This is a genomic window from Rhizobium etli 8C-3, from assembly GCF_001908375.1.
Taxonomy (GTDB): domain Bacteria; phylum Pseudomonadota; class Alphaproteobacteria; order Rhizobiales; family Rhizobiaceae; genus Rhizobium; species Rhizobium etli_B.
In genome coordinates this window covers 2417379-2436219 of sequence record NZ_CP017241.1, presented here as the reverse complement: position 1 = coordinate 2436219, position 18841 = coordinate 2417379, and the positions used below count along the sequence as shown (strand labels likewise).

The following is an 18841-nucleotide window of genomic DNA, read 5'->3' as shown; positions in this document are numbered from 1 at the left end:
AGACAGCATGGCCTGCGCCCTCGCTTTTTCTGTGTTTCAGCCTTGATCTTGCCGCAGCGGTGCTGCTGACGGCGTGATTGCCGGTTCCTTCGGCGAAAAGACGATGAAGGCGAAGAGCAGAGCGCCGGCGAAGATGATCAGTGACGAAACGGCGACGACCGGCTCCATGGCTGCGTTCCCCCGCAGCATCATGAAGAGTGCCGGGACCAACACCGTGAGGCCCGCTGTGTAGACGTAGTACTGGATCAAAGCGATGCGGCGTTCCGCTTTCTTTGGGTTGAGCGCATGGTAACCTCCGAAAATCGCCATGCTGACCCAGCCCAGGAGATTACAGTGCGCATGGGCGCCGATGACGGTATGATCATGGGAAATGGCCATGTTCAAGCCGATGGCAATCCCGATTATGAAAAAGATGACTGCAGTCTTGAAGTAAAGTTCCGATACGCGTGGCATGAGTCCCCCCAATGTTCTTATCCATTAAAAGAATACCACTTCCTTGAGGGTGGGAAAACGCGGAATGTGAAAGTAAATACACATCTCTTGCAGGGAAAGACGCACCGCTCTGTTCGCGGCAGCGGAATTTTGCTTAGCCAGAGGCCTCCCTGATTTCGCCTTCTGTCTGCGAAAGTATGGTTAATTTTTTAACTATCTCGGAGATATGACGGAAATGGAAGCGTGCCGCTGGGCCGAAAGGCGGCAAACTGGAGGAGCCCATGATCTTTAAAATCGTCACTGCCAAATCCGAAGTCGAAACCGACGACACCGGGACTTATCCAGACGGTATCTTCGAACCGAATCGTATCGATTTCAGCGCTCGCCGGAATGACCGCTATCCTTCGTCGCATGAGCGTGATTATGGTCCGGGCCGCAAGGTTGCGGTAGTCCCGCTGGGCCTTGCATGAGCCGTTTCAGGCGGTCTTTTCTGTCAGGGTGCGAAATGGAAACTTGCGGCTGCATTCGCAGCGGATGATGTAGGTTTCCTGGAAGTTCGAGGATTTTTGCTCGAAGAAGCCTTTGGGCAGCTGATCGATACGAAATGCGGGATGCTTGCGCGAAGGCTGGTCGTCCTCCGAGGCCTCGGCGAAGCCGGTATTGCCACATTGCGGGCAGGTCAGCTTTTTCGAAAAACGGTCTCGTGCGGCCATCGGCTTCCTTTCATTTTCACCGCGTAATACAGCTGAAAGGCTGCGCATGAAAGCCAGAAATGCTCTCGTTGCGGCACGAGCCCCATTCAAGGTGCAGGCGCTTCAGCCTGGGGCGGGGGTCTTGTAGAGCCGGTCGTCGCCCGATCAGGACCGGGTGAAATGGTTATGCTGCCGATGATGATGACAACGGCGATCGCTCCGGCGATTCCGAAGGTCCAGATCAGCCAGCTGCGGCGCTCCTCCGCCAGCAGGCGCGTTTCTTCCTCGGCGGGCGATGGCGGAACGGGCTCGCTGCGTTCCTTGGGTTCATCAATCATGAAAACTTCCTCATTTATCAGGAACAGGCGTCTCTCCGGCTTGTTCCGTAGCCGAAGGAGCAAAAGGATGTCCCGTGCAAATAGCAGCGAGCGAGGGCCGGACTATGGCCACCGCGGGCTTATTCGGCAGTTGGATGTTCCAAGCCGTCGAAGCTGGGTTCGGCAAGCTCTGCCGTTGCAGAGACGGAGGCCTGATTGTCCACCGAGACGACGGCTGCCGGAAGCGGCGTGCCGCGCTTGCGTTCGCGGGCGAGTGTGAGCAGGCCCGAGCAGATGATCAATACGATGCCGGCGGTCATCGGAAAATCGATGGTATCATCAAAGATGAGATAGCCGAAGGCGATTGCCCAGATCATCTGGCTGTATTGAGGCGGCGCGACGAGGTTTGCCGGTGCGAAACGGGCCGCTGTCATGAGAAGCACGTTGCCGATCGCCCCAAGAATGCCGTAGCTCGCCATGAACAGCCACTCGCGCGGCGTCGGAACGGCAATATCCGAGAGCATCAGAAGGCCGCTGACGATCAGCGTTCCGAGAAGTCCTGCGCCATAGAGCGAAATGCGCTTTTCGGCGGGCCCCATTGCCCGCAGGATGACGATCGAAATGGCTGCGCTCAAGCCGCCGACTGCAGCCGCCAGATGGCCCGCCGACAATTCGCGAAAGCCGGGCCGCAAAACGATCAGCACGCCGATGAAACCGACGACGACAGCCGTCCAGCGCTGCCAGCGCACGTCCTCCTTAAGAAAGATGACCGAGAGAATGGTCACGAAGGAGGGCAGCAGGAAGAGGAGACAGAAGGCCTCCGCCATCGGCAGCATTGTGAAGGTGATGATCGAAGCGATCGCGCCGATTGCGCCGCACACGAAGCGAAGTGCCCACAGCATTCGGTTTGATGTCTGGACGATATCGAGCCAGGAATCGTCCCGCGATTTGATCATCGGCAAAACGACCAGCCCGAAGATCGAGCCGATGAAGGCCACCTGGTAAGACGGGATGGCACCGTCAAGGATCTTGATCGAGGCATCGCTGAAAGCGAAGACCGCATAGGCAGCGAATGCGACGAGGACACCGCGGAGCGGCGAAAGGGTAGGGAACATGTTCTCGAATCGAACTTGAGGAGCTTGCCTCCCGAATACGAGAAAAACCGTGCGGAGAGCAGATGCGGTTGCGAATAGCTGCCATGCGAATGGTCGCTGCTCTCCGTCTACGTCAATTCGCTACGAAGCTCTGCCCCGTATTCACGGTAGATGCTCAGGCAATCCGTGTAACTTAGCGAACCATGCTCACCGTAAATTATATGCACGTTCGACGCATCGGTTGCCGCTTGTTCGGAGACGAAGAGGATCGCTTCCCCAAGCGACTTGCCGGTGATGGGCAGATCAGTTCCGTCCTCCTGTGTCATTCCCTTGACGATGGCTGCAATCTTGCGATGGCTGAAAACGGCGCGGCGGTCTTCCGGCGTCATCGAAATATCCTCGGTTGAATTCCGGAGCGGCGAAAATCTGCCGCCCCGGTCATCACCAAACGTTTGTGAAGCCAATTTGTGCCGTTGATGCTCGCACGATCCCGCACGAAACCGGAAATTGTAAGCGGCCTGGGCCGGTTTGGACTTTTCCCGGTTACGCAAGGAGCGTATTCAAGTGCCGAACTCCTGCCTGCCCGGTTCCCAGCGGCGATACGCACTTCTCCCCGCAATGCGCAACGGCATATCGATGACAACAGTACAGACGAGTGAAAAAACGGACGAAGCGCCAAGCGCAGGTCAGGCCAAGATCGTCGCGCTGGTCGTTGCCGTATCGTTCTTCATGCAAATCCTCGACGGCACGATCGTCGCGACCTCGCTACCGCAGATGGCGGCGAGCTTCGGCGTGCAGCCGGTCTCGATGAGCATCGGCATTACCGTCTACATGCTGACGATGTCGGCTTTCATCCCGCTTTCCGGCTGGCTTGGGGACCGTTTCGGTGCGCGGCGGGTATTCCTGGCGTCGATTGGAGTCTTCACCGGCGCTTCGCTCCTCTGCGGCCTTTCCGGCAGTCTTGCGGAATTTATCGTCGCGCGTGCCGTCCAGGGCGCCGGAAGTGCGCTGATGACGCCGGTCGGGCGCATCATCGTTCTGAAGAGTGCGCCGAAGTCTGAATTGGTGAATGCGATCGCGCTCATCACCTGGCCGGCGCTGACGGCACCGGTCATCGGCCCGGTGCTTGGCGGCTTTATCACAACCTATGCAAGCTGGCACTGGAACTTCCTGATCAATATTCCGATCGGCCTTCTCGGGATGGCGCTCGTGCTGCGCTTCGTGCCGGAGCAGCGCAAGGAGAACCCAGGCCGTCTCGATGTGGTGGGCGTCATTCTGAGCGGCGCCGGAATGACATTTGTGCTTGCCGCGCTCGAACTTTCCGTGAAGTGGGAAGGCAGCCTGCTTCTGGTCATTGCCATTCTCGCCACCGGAATCGTGCTTTCCGTGATGGCCACCCGACATTTCCTGAAGGTGGAAAATCCGCTGCTCGACCTATCGGCGTTCAAGGTCCAGACCTTTGCGATTTCGACGCTTTCTGCGGGCACGACCTGCCGAGTAGCGATCAACGCCACGCCTTTCTTGCTGCCGCTGTTGTTCCAGCTGGGTTTCGGTTTGAACTCGATTGCGGCGGGCACATACCTGCTGGTTTATTTTCTCGGCAATCTCGGCATGAAAGCAGTGACGACGCCGCTGCTTGCGCAGTTCGGATTCCGCAATGTTCTTACCGTGAATGGGCTGATTGCGGCTTTATGCATCATTGGGTGCGGCTTCTTCACGCCGGATACGCCGCTGGCGGTGATCTATGCAATCCTGCTTGCAGCCGGTCTTTCACGCTCGATGGAATTTACCGCGCTGAACACGCTTGCCTTCGCCGACATCAGCCCGGAGCAGCGAAGCTCCGCCTCGACATTATCCAGTATGCTTCAGCAGGCCTCCATGCTGCTCGGCGTCGCCGTTGCGGCGGCCCTGCTTAACATCTCAACCACGCTTCGCGCGGCGCCAGAGCCTGCACTCACCGATTTTCGCTGGGCGTTTTTGGCGGTTGGCCTCATGGGGATCCTGTCGTCCTTACGTTTTTTCAGTTTGCGTGCAGATGCCGGCGCGGAAGTCTCCAAGCACAAGCGCTTTCAAAAAGAGTGAAGGCAATGGAACCATTCCGGTCCGGATGCGTTCTATTTCGGGTTTGCGCATCTTTCTGCGTTCGCAGTTTCTTTTTTCCGCGGAGTCTCCAGCGGGCAGGGTCATATTGCCGCATGATTTCAAATGCGAACTTCCTTCGATTGAAGGTCTGCAGGGGGGCAGAGGCGTCGCCGCTGTTTACGTGCAATGGCCGATACAATACGACATTCGAAAGCAGACGACCGGGCCGCCGGGCAGTGGCGTTGCTGCTTGGCAAAGACCGGAGGTCCGATGCGTGAATCCGCTGATGATGCGGATCTCGAAATCCGCGTCCTTTATATCGATGACGACGAGACGCTCGCGCTGCGGCTGAAGGAGAACCTCGCCCGCCATGGTTTCGCGGTGGAATGGGCGCAAGACGGCGCGGCCGGATTGAAGCGGATTGCCAAAGGCGGCATCGATGCTGTTGTAATCGACCATCTCCTGCAAAATGAAACCGGACTCGATGTGCTGCCGCAAGTAATGGCACTCCCCGATCATCCGCCGGTGATCTATGCGACTGCTTCCGAAGATACTGGCATTGCCGTTGCTGCGTTGAAGGCGGGCGCCGACGACTATGTTCTCAAGGGCAATTCCCGCGATTATTTCGATCTGCTTGCAGCGACGCTGGAGCAGGGACTGGAACGTGCGCGCTTTCGGCGCGAGACGGCTGAAGCGCAAGAAGTGATCCGCCAGCAGAGGGACCGCGCCGAGATGCTGCTTGCCGAAGTCAATCATCGTATCGCAAATAGCCTCGGCCTTGTCGGTGCGCTGATCCGCATGCAGTCGTCATTGACGACGGACCAGGTGGCGATCGACGCACTGCACGAGACGCAAATGCGCATCAACGCGATCGCGAGTGTCCACCGGCGCCTCTACAACAGCCGCCAGATCGGAACGGTGCAGCTCGACGAATATGTCGAAAACCTATTGAGGGAACTCGAAACTTCCATTCGCGACGACAAGCGACCGCACCGGATCGTTCTGACGGCCCGGCAGATGGATCTGCCGACGGACAAGGTCGTCACGCTTGGCCTCATCGTCAGCGAGCTCGTCACCAACGCTTTCAAATATGCCTATGACGAAGGCGTCGAAGGCGAGATCAGGGTCATCGTCGAGCAGGCGGGCGAGCAGTTGCGTCTCGTCGTCGAGGACGATGGTGCCGGTTTCGACCATTCCAGCCCCGCGAAGGGTACCGGCCTCGGCACGAAGATACTGACCGCGATGGCGGCAAGCCTCAAATCGGAGCTGACCTATGACCCGGACCATCGGGGCACCCGGGCCATCCTGATCTTTTCCACAGACTGACTGGCAAAGGGGGCAGCGGTGGCGAAGATATGCACGCCGGAAGAGGTTTATTCCTTCTGGTTCGAGGAATGCAGCCGCGAGCAGTGGTTCGAAAGGACCTTTTCGCTCGATGAGGAAATTCGAGACCGTTTCGCGGATACGCATCTGGCACTGGCGGGCGGCGTGATGGGCACCTGGCATGCGAGCCCGCAGAACCGGCTCGCCGCGATCGTCGTGCTCGATCAGTTTCCGCGGAATATCTACCGGAACACGCCGCTTGCGTTTGCGACGGACGGATTGGCGCTTCGCGAGGCGAAGCTGGCGCTCGATGCCGGTGCCGACCAGCTCGTCGAAAAAAAATGCAGGGCATTCTTCTATCTGCCTTTCGAGCATGCCGAGGACGTTGCCGAGCAGGAGCGGTCGGTGATGCTGTTTCAGGCTCTTGGCGATGCGGAATATCTCGACTATGCCATTCGCCATCGCGACGTGATCGCTAAGTACGGCCGGTTTCCGCATCGCAACGCGATCATCGGACGAGTTTCGACGACAGCCGAACTGGATTATCTTGCCGGGCCCGGCGCCGGTTTCTAAGCGGCGAAAACAACTTCCGCCTTTCTGTCGCCTTTCTTTGCTATAAGAAGCAGGGCCTCACTAATGAAGAGAATCCTTGCGGGGACATTTTGCGGCTGACAATCATACTGCTCCGGACATTTCTTTGCCTGATGCTTGCAATATCGGCTGCCGGTCTGCCTGGCCGCCTTGCGATTGCGCAGGAGCCGCCGCAACCGCAGGCACAGACGGAGGCGCCGGCTCCCCTTGCAGATGCCGGGCTCGATCAAGCAGTCAAGGATATCGAAAAGGCCAAGGCAAAGCTTGCTTCCCTGCAAGAAGCCGTCAAGCAGAGCGCCGACAATGACGATGCCCTCGTCAGCCTTTCCGCGCAGGTGGATGAACTGGGACGTCACATTCTCACGACCTCCGTCAATCTCCGGCCGCGTTTCGATCAGATCAAGAGCCGTCTCACCGAGCTCGGCGATCCGCCGAAGGAGGGACAGCCGCCGGAAGCGCAGATCGTTACAGAAGAGCGAAACGCGCTGACGGCAGAGCGCGCGCAGATCAATGCCGTGACCGGCGATGCGGAAAGCCTCTCGCTTGCCACCAACAAGCTGATGAACGAAGTGGTTGAAACCCGTCGCCGGCTTTTTGCTGCAACTTTGCTGAGGCGCACCGAGGTTTCGGTGTCTGTGCTGGACGATGCGGCCAAGGCCTTTGTCGAGGAAGTTGGCGAATTCAGGCAGGCACTTTCGAGCTGGCTGAGTTTCGTGTGGAAGTTCAAGCGGTTCGCGATGTTCGCCGCGATCTTCATGTCACTTGCGACCGGCCTGATCATGCTGTCAGGCGGCTACCGGATGTTCGGCCGCTATCTGACGCGGGACGACGGCGTCGAGAATCCTACCTATATCAGCCGGCTCTCGATTGCCTTCTGGTCGACGCTGATCCGCACCTTCGCGCTTGCAGCGGTGCTGGTAACATCATATATTTTCCTTAACGGTTTCAATGTGTTGAGGCCGGATATTGCGCCGGTTGTCGCCGCTCTCTTTGGGGCGATCGGACTGATCTATTTCGTCGGCCGCTTCAGCAATGCCGTCTTCGCCCCCCGGGAGCCGCAGTGGCGCCTCGTGCGCCTTTCCAACCGCGGCGCGCAATCGATCGGCGCCTGTCTGCTGGCGATGGCGATCGTCAATGCGCTCGACTACCTGTTCGGCAGCGTCGGCGAAGCAATGGGTTCACCTCTGGTTCTGACCGTGGTCAGGAGCTTGATTGCGGCGCTGATTATCGGTCTCATACTGATCGCGGCCTCCTTCGGGCGTCCGATGCTGGCCCATGATGGCGATCCCGATGCGCCAGGCCGCCATTGGCCGCGCGGCATGGCGATCATTCTTCGCCTGCTGGGCCTAGGTCTGATCGTGACCGCGCTGACCGGCTATGTCGGCCTTGCCCGCTTCGTCGCCACGCAGTTCATCATCACCGGCGCGATCATCGTGACCACCTATATCGGCCTGCTCTCGGGCAAGGCAATTTCCAAGCAGGAGAGCTTCGGCGACACCTTCATCGGCCGCTTCCTGAAGAGCCGCTTCAATATGGGGCCGGTGGCAATCGATCAGGTCGGCCTTGGCGTGGGACTTGCAATCTATGCCGTTGCTCTCATGACCGGCATTCCGCTGATCCTCTTGCTCTGGGGTTTCCATATCCAGGATCTTCAGCTGATCGCCTACCGTCTTTTCACGGAGGTCCGCCTCGGCGGCATCAGCATTTCGCTGCTCGGCATCTTTACCGGCATTCTGCTTTTCGCCGGTGGCTATTTCTTGACCCGCTGGGTTCAGCGATGGCTCGACAGCAACGTCATGGCCCGAAGCCATGTCGATCTCGGCGTGCGAAACTCCGTCAAGACCGGCATCGGTTACCTCGGTGTCGCCCTTGCAGCCATCATCGGCGTATCGGCGGCAGGTATCGACCTTTCGAACCTGGCACTTGTTGCTTCGGCGCTTTCGGTCGGCATCGGTTTCGGCCTGCAGAACATTGTGTCGAATTTCGTTTCGGGCCTGATCCTGCTTGTGGAACGACCCTTCAAGGTCGGCGACCACGTCGTCTCGGGCACGGCGGAAGGCATCGTGACACGCATTTCCGTTCGTGCGACGGAGATCGAGACTTTCCGCAAGCAGTCGATCATCGTGCCGAACTCCGAACTCATCAATGCGGCGGTCGGCAACTGGACGCACCGCAACAAGGTTGGCCGTTCGGAAATCCCGATTTCCGTCAGCTACGACACCGATCCGCAGAAGGTCATGGATATCCTCCTGGAGCTGGTCAACGAGGCGCCATTCGTGCTGCGCAATCCGGAGCCGCATGTCGAGTTCCTGCGTTTCGGTGCCTATTCGCTGGACTTCGAGCTGCGCTTCATGCTGGCGGATATGGGTGAGGGCATGAACGTCAGGAACAACCTGCGTATAGCCATCCTTAAGCGCTTCAAGGAAGAAGGGATCGAAATCCCGCTGCCGCAGAGCGATGTCATTTTTCACCGCGACCACGTGCCTGCGCCGATGCTGGAACCTTCCTCTACAGCCGCAGATGAAGAGTCTGTCGACGATACCGGCATGACGGATGGCGGAGCGGTGCGGCAACTGCGCAGCAAAGCGGCCGATGGCAATCGCAAAGGCTAAGGATTTTATTCAGGGATCGTTCAGAGCCTGTCGCTTATAGAGGCCAGGGCAATCGGAATTTCGCTGCCGGGGGGCAGCGCCGAGAAGCTCCTGGGGAGGGCGCATCGCTGCGCCGCACTGAATGGCAAGATTTGCCACGGTCATTTTTCTTTCGCTTCTTATCGCCGTGGGCGCTGAAGCGGCGACAATCACCAACACTGATCCGGCGCCGGTCGTCGTTGTCGTCACCGAAGGCGGTAACCGCGTCGAGGTCGTCGTCGATGCCGGCGCATCGGAGACGCTCTGCGCCGCAGGCTGCTTCATGACGACTCCGGACGGCGACCGCATCGGCCTCGGCGGCGGCGAGACCATCGAGATTGTCAAAGGCTCGGCGATCATCAAGTAGACGTTCGCCGCACAACCCTTCGCGCATAGTCTCTTAAGCATAAGTCCAGAAAGAGAAGCCTGCCCTACAGACCGCCTTCCTCTTATGGTTTCACGCGACGGCGATTAACAAATACTCAAACGAATTGATGTATCGGTTTCGTCGGGGACAGAATTTCCATTAAAAGGTCTGCTATGTCATTTTTAGGCATTTCGGGAATGCAGTATTCCGGAGAGATGTTTGCTGGTGCGCGTATTATTCTCGCTGAAGATTCTAATGTCTTTACGTCGATGATCAGCAAACGGCTGAAGGAGCTTTTCGATATCGACGTCGAGATCTGCCGCAATTTCGAGGAATTGCAGCTTGCCTACGACAAGTCTTCCGAACCGATCATGCTCGCGATCTCCAACATCAACCTTCCCGGCGCTGAGAAGGGCGAGGCGCTGGAATATCTCGTCGATCTCAGTATTCCGACGATCGTCTTTACCGGCACCTTCAACGAGGGGCTGCGCGACGAATTGATGGCAAAGGACATCGTCGACTACATCCTCAAGGACAACATCTTCGCGGTCGATCTGCTCGCAGAAGCGATCTGCCGCTTCCTGACCAACAAGCGCCATCACGTTCTGATCGTCGATGACAGTGCCACGGCGCGCGCGCTGCTCTCCAGCCGCCTGAGGCGTTACAACTTCCGCGTCAGCGTTGCCGAGAGCGGCGCCAAGGCGCTCGAGATCCTGAAGGCTAATCGTGACATTGGCCTCATGATCACCGACTACAACATGCCCGATATGGACGGCTTCGAGCTCACGCGGCGCATCCGCGCCAATATCGGCTCGCATCAGCTGCGCATTATCGGCGTCTCGTCCTCATCCAACCGGCTGCTTTCGGCGCGCTTTCTCAAGGCGGGCGGCAATGATTTCATGCTGCGCCCGTTCATCGACGAGGAGTTCTATTGCCGCGTCAACCAGAACCTCGACACGTTGCTGCAGATCCAGACGATGAAGAAGGAGAGGGCCGTTGCTTGATCGAGGATCCGACGCGGCATCCGGAGGGCCTCCGGATGAATGAGGAGTCTGCCGATGTTAAGATATTGCATTTTTCTGCAATCACAGGTTCCTTTATAAGCGTTCCGTCCCTTCAGCCGTGGCGGCCTGTCGGCTATCGTCCCTGCCGCCGCAATGAGGGCCGATTCAGCTCTTCATCGCACTTGGGAGAGTAGGCGCCATGGCATTTCAGGCGGATTTCACTCGGGACGGCTTAGGCCCACGCTTCGGAGCCCATAAGCTGCTTCTGGTTGAGGATTCCCGGATGTTTTCCGCAGTGCTCTGCCATCGGCTTCAGGCCGAACTCGGCTTTAACGTCAGACCCTGCTCTTCGCTGAAGGCGCTGCAGGAGGCGCTGGCACAGGATGGTCAGGGCTTCACGATGGCCGTCGTCGATCTCAACCTGCCGGATTCGCCCCATGGCGAGGCGCTTGATTGCACGATCGAACACAATGTTCCGACGATCGTCTTTACCGCGACCTTCGATACCGCGACACGCAATCGGATCCTGGAACGCAACGTCATCGACTACGTCCTCAAGGACAATGAATTCGCGCTCGACAATCTGGTCGCGACCGTGCGCCGCGCGATGCTGAACCGCAAGACGCGGGTCCTGGTTGTCGATGACGTTCCATCTGCGCGAAAGGTGCTCGTCGATCTCTTGAAGGCGCAGCAGTACATGGTCGTCGAGGCAACGTCGGGGCTCGAAGCTCTGGCTGCACTTGAGGCCTATGGGGACATTGAACTCGTGGTGACCGACCATCACATGCCGGACATGACGGGCTATCAGCTGACGCGGCGTATCCGCCATCGCTTCGGTTCTGACAGGATGCGGGTCATCGGCATCTCCTCGTCCAATGACCGCATGCTATCGGCAAGCTTCCTGAAGGCCGGCGCCAGCGACTTCGTTTACAGGCCGTTCGTGGCAGAGGAGCTTCAGTGCCGCATTGCCAACAATGTCGAGACGCTGACGCAGATGAAGCAATTGCGAACCGCCGCTGCATGCGATTATCTGACCAATCTGTATAACCGGCGCTATTTCTACGATTACGCGCCGAAGGTCGTGAACGAGTGCCTGAGGCAGAAATCGCCGAGTTCGGTCGCTATCCTCGACATCGATCATTTCAAACGGCTGAACGATACCTATGGCCACGAGATCGGCGACGAGGTGCTGAAGGCGGTTGCAAGCCGGCTTGCGACAATCTTCGAAGGCAGCGACAATCTACTCTCGCGCCTCGGCGGCGAGGAGTTTGCGATCCTTTTCCCGATGATGGATTCGGCCGCGGCAACAAAGCTCTGCGACGAAATCCGCTCGGATATTTCACGGCTGAAGGTGGCTGCCGACGACGAGGAACTGTCGGTCACAATCTCGATCGGCGTTGCGGAAATCTCAGGCTACGAAACCTTCGAGAATTACCTCAACGCCGCCGACCAGTTTCTCTACATGGCCAAACACAAGGGCCGCAACCAGGTCTACTCTGACGCCAGAATGACGGAGGAAGCGGCGCAGTAGTGCGCCGCCCTCTTTGTTATGCCGCGATCGCTTGGCGAGCCGTTGCCATCGTCAGCTTGCGCTCGGCGCGCTCCTGCTGCGGTGAACGGTTGTAAAGTTCGCGATAACACTTGGAGAAATGCGACGCGGAGACGAAGCCGCAAGCGACGGCGACTTCGACGACCGGCATCGAAGATTGCACGAGTAGGTGGCGGGCACGATCGAGCCGGATTTCCAGATAGTAGCGAGCGGGAGACCGACCCATTTCCTGCCGGAAAAGCCGCTCGATCTGGCGGCGGGACAGCCCGGCGCCATCAGCGATCTCGAGGAGCGACAGAGGTTCGGCGAGATTGCCTTCCATCAGTTCGATGATCGACAGAACCTTGGAATTCTGGACGCCGAGACGGGCGCGCAGCGGCAGGCGCTGACGGTCGTGGGGACTGCGGACGCGATCAGTCAGATGCTGCTCGCAAACGCGGTTGACGAGCGCTTCGCCGAAATCCTGGCCGATGAGGTTCAGCATCATGTCGAGCGAAGCGGTGCCGCCGGCGCAGGTATAGAGATTGCTGTCCACTTCATAGAGATCGGCATAGACCTCCGCCTGCGGAAAGGCTTCGGAGAAGCCGGGCAGGTTTTCCCAGTGGATCGCGCAGCGCTTGCCGTTCAAGAGCCCGGCTTGGGCAAGCACATGCGCGCCCGTACAGAGACTGCCGACTGCCACGCCGCGATTGTAGGATTCGCGAAGCCAGGCATTGACGGACTTGTTGTTGAAATCCTCGACATCGATGCCCGAACAGACGAGCACCATGTTCGGGCGGTTCTCACCGCCGAGATGCCGGCGCTCTTCGGCCAGCGACGAATTGGCCTCGACGCCGATTCCGCATGAGGAGTAGACCTTGTTGCCGTCGACTGAGGTCAGCCGCCAGGTATAAGCCTGATAGCCGAGCATGCGGTTGGCAATGCGCAGCGTGTCGATCGCCGCCGAAAAGGGCAGCATGGTGAACTGGGGAACCATAAAGAAGACGAGAGAACGCTTCTTGGTCAGCATCTTGTTCATGAGAAAAATCCATGCTCGAGGGGCGATTGCCTATTCGTTGCGTGGAATGCGTCGTTCTGATGTCTCGAAAACGACATTCGCATGGAAAAATGCGGCCGTGAAGAGCTATTTTGCGACATTGTGGAATTTGATCGTCGTCAAATGACGAAGACACTCGGCAAAAGTCGCTGAGCCGGCTTGCCTGAAATTATATGCCGCTAAAATTCAAGTTAAATCTGCGGAGCGCTGAAACGATGAAGGCGGCGCTGCCGGAGGACTGGCGCCGCCTTCAAGCGAGGAGGTATGTCGCATTCATTACATTACCTTGCGCTCATCCGCGTCGTCCGCAGACGGCCAACCAATGTCCTTGCGAATGTCGAAAGGCATGGATTCGATTTCCCGCGCGTTCTGCCACTGGTGCCAGGAATGCGCGAGCCTGCGGGCAAGGCTTGCTACATCAAAATGCGCGTCGGAGGATGAGCTCTTGCCATCCCGGTAACCGATCGAAGTCATCATCGTTTCCTTTCTCACGAGGTTTGCTCTTGCTGATGAATATGGTGCTTGGCCATCCATCAAACAAACGAATAGATTTTATGGATACGATCAGATTTGTTGAACCTATCAGAGAGGTCCCTGTTTGCCGTCGCAGCCTCATTTGTTTGACGAACTCACTTTAGAGCGATGCAAACCCGGCCTAGAGTGATGCAGATTCACCCATTCCGACGCAGATTCACCTAAAACGATGCAGCCTGACTCGTTAATTGTCAGTGACTTAGCTCGCGCGCCGCATTGCATCGTTTATCGCCAATGCAAAGCGCAAATCGACGATGAACAACTCGCAGGAAAGAGCGGAAATGATCGTACTGCCGGAAACGAGCCGCACTGTAAAAGAGATTACTTGCGATCGTAGGGTCTGGCCGCGTCAGGTATCAAGGGCGCTGGGGTCCTGAGCTTAGAGGCATGCTCCGCGGCAGGTTTGCCAGAACAGCGGGCTAGGCGGGTGACAACGATCGCGTGTCCGGACAAGTTATTTGCGACGCGAAAACCAAGAAATTCATACGTGTTCTAGGTTTAATCGCGATTTCTGAATCGCGTTTTTTCGGTTGACGCTAAAGAAATCAACTACGTACTCATCGAGCAGGGTAGGCAACATGCCTGTTTTGATCCGGCGAAAAAAACAAAATATTTGCGACGCGTTTCCAAGAAATATCGATTGACTGCGCAGAGATAGAAGCTGGCGATGAGCGGCCTAGTTCACCACACCTCATGAACGCTACCGGCCATCCTCACGCTCGGGGCCACTCGTGGACCTAGTGCTCGCCCAGTGGACGCCGACGCCATAAAACCTGCCGGTCGTATCGCCCCAGCCGGTGAACTCCACGCCCTGTTCTTCGTACCAGTGCTTCAGCTTCTCGTAGATAGGCGAGCTGGTGACATTGTTCTCCAAGTACTGGACCGTAGCCGCGGCAGGCTTGCCAGAACAGCCGGCTAGAGGGGTGACAACGATCGCGCAAAACTGGTGGCAATGTGGCACCATCCAACGGCAGGTTTGGTTTAGATGGTTTTGATGCCGGAGTTCGGATGTGGTGGCTTCCATCGCACGCCGGTTCCCTCAAGGTGGTTGGCTTCGACATTCGCTGCGATAAACTGAACCTGCCGCTCTTCGAAGAATCGACGAAGCTTTTCGTTCGCCTTAGCCGTAATCGGTTTTTTGCCGAGCTCGAATTCGCCCAATGCCTTTTGTGTGATGCCGGCTTTCCTGGCGAGCTCCATTTGACTCAGTCCAAGAAGGGCTCTCGCAGCCCGGATCAAATCACCAGTCAGCAACGTGGTCATGTGTTTGCAGAAAGCGGCTCGGGGGATGTAAGTCAAATATGACGTAGATTGCGTCGTTTTTGACTTGAGAATCGTTAATAAACCTGTAAATGAAGACTTCATCGCTGGCGGCTCCCGGTGAGTCGCAAAGTTGACGAGGCTCAACGCGCCAGTACCAAAAAGGTACGGAAGGTATGGAGGCATCGGGATGCACACGAGTGATTCGGTTTTCCAGGCATGGTTTGGGATGTCTCGGACATGTTTCATAGAGAGCCTTCGATGCCTTGCAGATGATCTCGAGAACGTCGATCAGTGCGCTCAGGCGCTATCTCCTGACGTGGCGATCAACACCTGGGCGCTGGCCAAGCGAGCCGTGCCTTGCCTGATAGGACGCCCGATTGGGCACCCTTCTGTCGCGGATGGAAAACCGGTCGCGTCAAGCGAACTCTTCTATCTCGACCCCGAGCGCGGGATCGCACGGACGATGTCGCGTTGGTATCGGCTGGGCACGCGGGTCGATGTTGAATACTGGAGCGATCGCGTTGCCGGCAATCTATGAAGATTAAATTTTCCTGCGCTCAGCGCCGAGCAATCTGAGCCATTCGGAACCTTGAAATTCGAGGGGAGAACAATGCCGACAACACGTTCGGGCAAACGAACTCGTGTGCCCTGGAAGCCGGAAACGCAAGTCCGCAACATGGCCGTGACGTTACCTGTCTTCATTGCATACTGCGGGATCGCGGCATCGCTTCGAGCTTGGAATATACCGAATTCCAAATTCATCGTGACCCTTCAGGCGAGGGACGATTTCTACTATCCGGTCTATGCGGAGGCGGCCGAGGTCTTTGCTGCTGGAATTTGGCAGCTGCTGGAGTTTACTTCGTGTGCTTTCGAGTGGAAGGACCGGTCATTTCGCGATGAGATGCTAGCTCACAAAAATGAAAGAGCGATCTTCATTGCTCCGCCTGACTACAATCTCGATGACGGCGACAGATTGTTTTCCGACGCTGTCTTAGATTTGAACCCGCGGACGAGAAGACATGCAGAGGCGGCGCTTCGACGTGCCGGTCTGCCACCATCTGACCGGGACGTCGAATTACTTCTCTCGGAGCCTTGGCCACGGCTGGTAAAGGCTTTCCAGGAGCGTCGCCATCCCATCCTTGCCTTGGAAAGATTGAGAAGTTATCGGCCCGTGCCGGCCAAAGCCGTACCGGAAGTCGTCAAACAGGCGGGCCCTGCGCTTGCCGACATGCATGGTTATGGACCCGCGCTCGATTGGGGAAACGATCTCGCAAAAGACCTCGCCGACTACAAGGCGGGCGTACTTCCATGGAGCGATGTCGACGCCGGAGTCTTGCTTTCCGGCCCACCTGGTGTCGGAAAAACGATGTTTGCTAGCGCGTTGGCTAACACCTGCCGTGTGCCAATCATTTACGGGTCGGTGTCTCAATGGCAGGAGGCCGGGGCGCTCGACAATCATTTGAAAGCAATGCGTGCTTCCTTTGCCGAAGCAAAGGCGAAAGCTCCGTCGATTCTATTCATTGACGAGGTTGATACGTTTGGCGATCGGACGGAGAAGGATCGAAACAGCGGCTATTTCCGAAGCGCGATGGCGGGATTCCTGGAACTAATGGATGGTTTCGATCGTCGCCAGGGCGTGGTCGTGGTTGGAGCTTGTAATTATCCAGACCAGCTCGATCCCGCTGTACGGCGAGCCGGGCGGTTGGATCGGCACTTCGAGATTACGCTTCCGGACGCACAGTCCCGGCTGTCAATCTTGGGATTTCATAGCGGCATCGAGCTAGATCAATCTCAAGCCGAGAAGTTCGGCATCGCGACCGGGGGTTTGTCGGGTGCCGATATCGAACAACTTGTCCGGGATGCCAAGCGGGCCGCGCGGCGGCGTCGGGAAGCCCTTTCGGGAAACCATGTGATCGAGCAACTGCGGCCGCTGACCGAGCTCACGGAGGAATACGTTCGCGCTCTCGCTGTCCACGAGGCAGGCCACGCCCTCGTTGCAATCGAAATCGGCTACGGGCAGGTAACCGAGGTCAAGATTTCGCGATACAGGATAGACGGCAAATCTGGTGAATTGGGATACGTGCAGTATGGTCAAACTGGCGCTCGACCAAAGACAAGTACCGATTATCTCAATGCGATCGCCGTGTGCCTTGGCGGCATAGCCGCCGAACTGGAAATCTTCGGATCATTTGCAGACGGCTCTTCCGGCTCTGAAACCGCAGACCTGAACAGGGCAACGGAACTCGCGACAATGCTCGAAGGCGGTCTTGGTATGGGGCACACGCTCGTCGTCGAGGGGCATCGACCGGGGCAACTAGAGCGGTTGCGCACTTATAATCCCGAGCTTCGGATGCATGTTCACGACGTCTTGCAGAGAGAGTTCGAGCGCGCGAGGTCGATAATTCAGACCCGCCGGACGGCTCTCGATGCCATCGTCGAACGTTTGATGGAAGCGCAGACCATGACGGGCGATGATGTCGTCGACATCGTACAACGACATAAAATGCCGAGGGTAAGCCTTGCGAAGCTGCCACGTCGCGGCATGGGGGCATAGATGGCGAGGAAACGCCGAGGAAGGCGGAGCTATCGTCGCGACACGAAGGGACCTGATCGAAAAAAGTCGCTCGGGTCGGGTCTCGACGAGATCGGCTTTCAGCCGCTTGGACGCCGCATTGTGCTTGAAAGCGCGTGTGATGCGGAAGAACGATTGAAACACCCGGCTCCGAGCGGTGCCCACTACGACCGTAGCACTGGCCGGATTACCGTCGAGTTCGCCAACGGCTCGGCCTTCATGGTACCGGCTCGATCTCTCCAGGGCTTGGTTGAAGCATCCGAGAGTGACATTGCCGAAGTCGAGGTGCTTGGGGAGACTGGCCTTCACTGGGAGAGTCTCGATGTCGACCACGAGATCGCGCTCCTGATCAGCGGAGTTTTCGGCACCCCGAGTTTCATCGCGGAATCTGCGACGCGCGCCATGGAACTGCATAACAAAATGCAAAACTCAGCAGTCGATGCCTGGGCTGGCCCCGTTATCGACTATCTCTCGCACAATATCCCCTACAATCATGAGGTGGGCTGGGAACATTACCACATGACCGCCTACGAAGTCGGGTGCGCGGTCCTAGCGGCGCTGGGCCAGGCGGACGAGATCGACGGAGGAGCTAAACCGCGCCTTTCACCCGTACTTCCCGATGTTCCGCCAAGATGGGACGACATATCGACCGCCGTCATTTATGTCGCCGCACAGAACGCGCAGTTGCAGTACCGGCCGTTCAGAAGCCGCGTTCCTTCGTCGCAGGCGGACCATGGTGACGGTTCGTCAGAACCCAATATCGCGGCGGCCAACGGAGTTGGTCCAGCCTATGCGACATCGGACGCATACTCGGTTTTGGAGGCTCTCGGAGTCCTGCGGGAAGGGCGTTGGACAAAGGCCGCCGAAACCGTTCTCTGGCGGGACAATCCGAGGGAGTGGAACCTAGAATTTACGAGCGATGCCAGGTTTATCATGGCGGCTTTCGACGCTGCCGCGGCCATCCCTGAGGACATCCGCTCCCAAATAGACACGATTGTTGCCGCAACAAATGAGGAGACGACGAGGGTGGTGCAGACGCCAAATGTCGAGAATGAAGGTAAATCCGACTTCCCTCGCGATGCCGCAATGGTTCCGCCAAAAAAGTCGAAAGGGATACGCAGCATGCTTGAGGATTCCCGACGTCATCATCTTGATGTCTTGTTTTTTCGCCGGTGGCGTTTCAGCGACGGTTGGCTCTCCGCTAACGAGGCGAAATCCACTCTCGAGATTCATCACGATGCCCTGGCAATTTCGATGAGAAAGGCCGTGATGTCGTGGCTCTATCCAAGACTGCCACTACTGACCCTTTGATTGGCTTTTTGAGGCGGCGTCCTCTTTTTCCTCTGCCGCGTTAG

Annotated in this window: 20 protein-coding genes; 11 read left to right on the top strand and 9 right to left on the bottom strand. The window is 57.6% G+C overall.

Annotation, left to right across the window (positions count from 1 at the left end; translation table 11 throughout):
- Positions 1-36 precede the first annotated feature (36 nt).
- Positions 37-453 (bottom strand): hypothetical protein, encoded by a 417-nt coding sequence (locus AM571_RS12335; RefSeq protein ID WP_074061649.1) that lies wholly within the window; start codon positions 451-453, stop codon positions 37-39.
- A gap of 260 nt (positions 454-713) precedes the next feature.
- Between AM571_RS12335 and AM571_RS12330 the strand changes: the two genes are divergently transcribed.
- The gene (locus AM571_RS12330; protein ID WP_074061648.1) at positions 714-902 is read left to right on the top strand and encodes a hypothetical protein; all 189 of its coding nucleotides are present in this window, start codon (positions 714-716) and stop codon (positions 900-902) included.
- Positions 903-908: 6 nt separating this feature from the next.
- Here AM571_RS12330 and AM571_RS12325 read toward each other — a convergent pair whose 3' ends face one another.
- The 4 genes from AM571_RS12325 to AM571_RS12310 all read right to left on the bottom strand — a co-directional run bounded on the left by AM571_RS12325 (position 909) and on the right by AM571_RS12310 (position 2924).
- Positions 909-1145, bottom strand: coding sequence for a hypothetical protein (locus AM571_RS12325; RefSeq protein WP_074061647.1), 237 nt, complete (start codon positions 1143-1145; stop codon positions 909-911).
- A gap of 86 nt (positions 1146-1231) precedes the next feature.
- On the bottom strand, positions 1232-1462 hold the full coding sequence (locus AM571_RS12320) for a hypothetical protein (protein WP_074061646.1): 231 nt from the start codon (positions 1460-1462) through the stop codon (positions 1232-1234).
- Positions 1463-1581: 119 nt separating this feature from the next.
- The gene (locus AM571_RS12315; protein ID WP_074061645.1) at positions 1582-2556 is read right to left on the bottom strand and encodes a DMT family transporter; all 975 of its coding nucleotides are present in this window, start codon (positions 2554-2556) and stop codon (positions 1582-1584) included.
- Between the two features lie 107 nt (positions 2557-2663).
- A complete protein-coding gene (locus tag AM571_RS12310) occupies positions 2664-2924 on the bottom strand; it encodes a hypothetical protein (RefSeq protein ID WP_022714920.1) in 261 nt (86 codons plus the stop codon).
- Between the two features lie 247 nt (positions 2925-3171).
- Here AM571_RS12310 and AM571_RS12305 point away from each other — a divergent pair, with 247 nt between their 5' ends.
- The 7 genes from AM571_RS12305 to AM571_RS12275 all read left to right on the top strand — a co-directional run bounded on the left by AM571_RS12305 (position 3172) and on the right by AM571_RS12275 (position 12063).
- Positions 3172-4617: a DHA2 family efflux MFS transporter permease subunit gene (locus AM571_RS12305; RefSeq protein WP_074063213.1), complete on the top strand. Its 1446-nt coding sequence runs from the start codon at positions 3172-3174 to the stop codon at positions 4615-4617.
- A 270-nt stretch (positions 4618-4887) separates the two neighbouring features.
- Positions 4888-5943, top strand: coding sequence for a sensor histidine kinase (locus AM571_RS12300; RefSeq protein WP_074061644.1), 1056 nt, complete (start codon positions 4888-4890; stop codon positions 5941-5943).
- An 18-nt stretch (positions 5944-5961) separates the two neighbouring features.
- Positions 5962-6513, top strand: coding sequence for a DUF924 family protein (locus AM571_RS12295; protein ID WP_074061643.1), 552 nt, complete (start codon positions 5962-5964; stop codon positions 6511-6513).
- Between the two features lie 89 nt (positions 6514-6602).
- The gene (locus AM571_RS12290; RefSeq protein ID WP_074061642.1) at positions 6603-9143 is read left to right on the top strand and encodes a mechanosensitive ion channel family protein; all 2541 of its coding nucleotides are present in this window, start codon (positions 6603-6605) and stop codon (positions 9141-9143) included.
- 121 nt (positions 9144-9264) lie between these two features.
- Positions 9265-9528, top strand: coding sequence for a hypothetical protein (locus AM571_RS12285; RefSeq protein ID WP_074061641.1), 264 nt, complete (start codon positions 9265-9267; stop codon positions 9526-9528).
- A gap of 173 nt (positions 9529-9701) precedes the next feature.
- Positions 9702-10532: a response regulator gene (locus AM571_RS12280; RefSeq protein ID WP_074061640.1), complete on the top strand. Its 831-nt coding sequence runs from the start codon at positions 9702-9704 to the stop codon at positions 10530-10532.
- Between the two features lie 199 nt (positions 10533-10731).
- Positions 10732-12063, top strand: coding sequence for a diguanylate cyclase (locus tag AM571_RS12275; RefSeq protein WP_074061639.1), 1332 nt, complete (start codon positions 10732-10734; stop codon positions 12061-12063).
- 16 nt (positions 12064-12079) lie between these two features.
- Here AM571_RS12275 and AM571_RS12270 read toward each other — a convergent pair whose 3' ends face one another.
- From AM571_RS12270 to AM571_RS36240, 4 genes are all read right to left on the bottom strand, one after another.
- On the bottom strand, positions 12080-13099 hold the full coding sequence (locus tag AM571_RS12270; RefSeq protein WP_039845252.1) for a GlxA family transcriptional regulator: 1020 nt from the start codon (positions 13097-13099) through the stop codon (positions 12080-12082).
- Positions 13100-13393: 294 nt separating this feature from the next.
- The gene (locus AM571_RS12265) at positions 13394-13591 is read right to left on the bottom strand and encodes a hypothetical protein (RefSeq protein ID WP_074063212.1); all 198 of its coding nucleotides are present in this window, start codon (positions 13589-13591) and stop codon (positions 13394-13396) included.
- A gap of 760 nt (positions 13592-14351) precedes the next feature.
- Positions 14352-14525, bottom strand: coding sequence for a hypothetical protein (locus AM571_RS12260; RefSeq protein ID WP_155774445.1), 174 nt, complete (start codon positions 14523-14525; stop codon positions 14352-14354).
- A gap of 107 nt (positions 14526-14632) precedes the next feature.
- On the bottom strand, positions 14633-15016 hold the full coding sequence (locus tag AM571_RS36240) for a helix-turn-helix domain-containing protein (protein ID WP_237358481.1): 384 nt from the start codon (positions 15014-15016) through the stop codon (positions 14633-14635).
- A gap of 85 nt (positions 15017-15101) precedes the next feature.
- Between AM571_RS36240 and AM571_RS12250 the strand changes: the two genes are divergently transcribed.
- The 3 genes from AM571_RS12250 to AM571_RS12240 all read left to right on the top strand — a co-directional run bounded on the left by AM571_RS12250 (position 15102) and on the right by AM571_RS12240 (position 18797).
- Positions 15102-15452, top strand: coding sequence for a DUF6634 family protein (locus tag AM571_RS12250; RefSeq protein ID WP_074061636.1), 351 nt, complete (start codon positions 15102-15104; stop codon positions 15450-15452).
- A 72-nt stretch (positions 15453-15524) separates the two neighbouring features.
- A complete protein-coding gene (locus AM571_RS12245; RefSeq protein ID WP_074061635.1) occupies positions 15525-17468 on the top strand; it encodes an AAA family ATPase in 1944 nt (647 codons plus the stop codon).
- The gene (locus AM571_RS12240) at positions 17469-18797 is read left to right on the top strand and encodes a DUF2442 domain-containing protein (RefSeq protein ID WP_074061634.1); all 1329 of its coding nucleotides are present in this window, start codon (positions 17469-17471) and stop codon (positions 18795-18797) included.
- Positions 18798-18841 lie beyond the last annotated feature (44 nt).

What these genes read in the sequence shown, in the direction of transcription:
- AM571_RS12335 (WP_074061649.1), bottom strand. Translation starts at nt 453, where the DNA reads ATGCCACGCGTATCGGAACTTTACTTCAAGACTGCAGTCATCTTTTTC.
- AM571_RS12330 (WP_074061648.1), top strand. Translation starts at nt 714, where the DNA reads ATGATCTTTAAAATCGTCACTGCCAAATCCGAAGTCGAAACCGACGAC.
- AM571_RS12325 (WP_074061647.1), bottom strand. Translation starts at nt 1,145, where the DNA reads ATGGCCGCACGAGACCGTTTTTCGAAAAAGCTGACCTGCCCGCAATGT.
- AM571_RS12320 (WP_074061646.1), bottom strand. Translation starts at nt 1,462, where the DNA reads ATGATTGATGAACCCAAGGAACGCAGCGAGCCCGTTCCGCCATCGCCC.
- AM571_RS12315 (WP_074061645.1), bottom strand. Translation starts at nt 2,556, where the DNA reads ATGTTCCCTACCCTTTCGCCGCTCCGCGGTGTCCTCGTCGCATTCGCT.
- AM571_RS12310 (WP_022714920.1), bottom strand. Translation starts at nt 2,924, where the DNA reads ATGACGCCGGAAGACCGCCGCGCCGTTTTCAGCCATCGCAAGATTGCA.
- AM571_RS12305 (WP_074063213.1), top strand. Translation starts at nt 3,172, where the DNA reads ATGACAACAGTACAGACGAGTGAAAAAACGGACGAAGCGCCAAGCGCA.
- AM571_RS12300 (WP_074061644.1), top strand. Translation starts at nt 4,888, where the DNA reads ATGCGTGAATCCGCTGATGATGCGGATCTCGAAATCCGCGTCCTTTAT.
- AM571_RS12285 (WP_074061641.1), top strand. Translation starts at nt 9,265, where the DNA reads ATGGCAAGATTTGCCACGGTCATTTTTCTTTCGCTTCTTATCGCCGTG.
- AM571_RS12280 (WP_074061640.1), top strand. Translation starts at nt 9,702, where the DNA reads ATGTCATTTTTAGGCATTTCGGGAATGCAGTATTCCGGAGAGATGTTT.
- AM571_RS12275 (WP_074061639.1), top strand. Translation starts at nt 10,732, where the DNA reads ATGGCATTTCAGGCGGATTTCACTCGGGACGGCTTAGGCCCACGCTTC.
- AM571_RS12270 (WP_039845252.1), bottom strand. Translation starts at nt 13,099, where the DNA reads ATGAACAAGATGCTGACCAAGAAGCGTTCTCTCGTCTTCTTTATGGTT.
- AM571_RS12265 (WP_074063212.1), bottom strand. Translation starts at nt 13,591, where the DNA reads ATGACTTCGATCGGTTACCGGGATGGCAAGAGCTCATCCTCCGACGCG.
- AM571_RS36240 (WP_237358481.1), bottom strand. Translation starts at nt 15,016, where the DNA reads ATGAAGTCTTCATTTACAGGTTTATTAACGATTCTCAAGTCAAAAACG.
- AM571_RS12250 (WP_074061636.1), top strand. Translation starts at nt 15,102, where the DNA reads ATGCACACGAGTGATTCGGTTTTCCAGGCATGGTTTGGGATGTCTCGG.
- AM571_RS12245 (WP_074061635.1), top strand. Translation starts at nt 15,525, where the DNA reads ATGCCGACAACACGTTCGGGCAAACGAACTCGTGTGCCCTGGAAGCCG.
- AM571_RS12240 (WP_074061634.1), top strand. Translation starts at nt 17,469, where the DNA reads ATGGCGAGGAAACGCCGAGGAAGGCGGAGCTATCGTCGCGACACGAAG.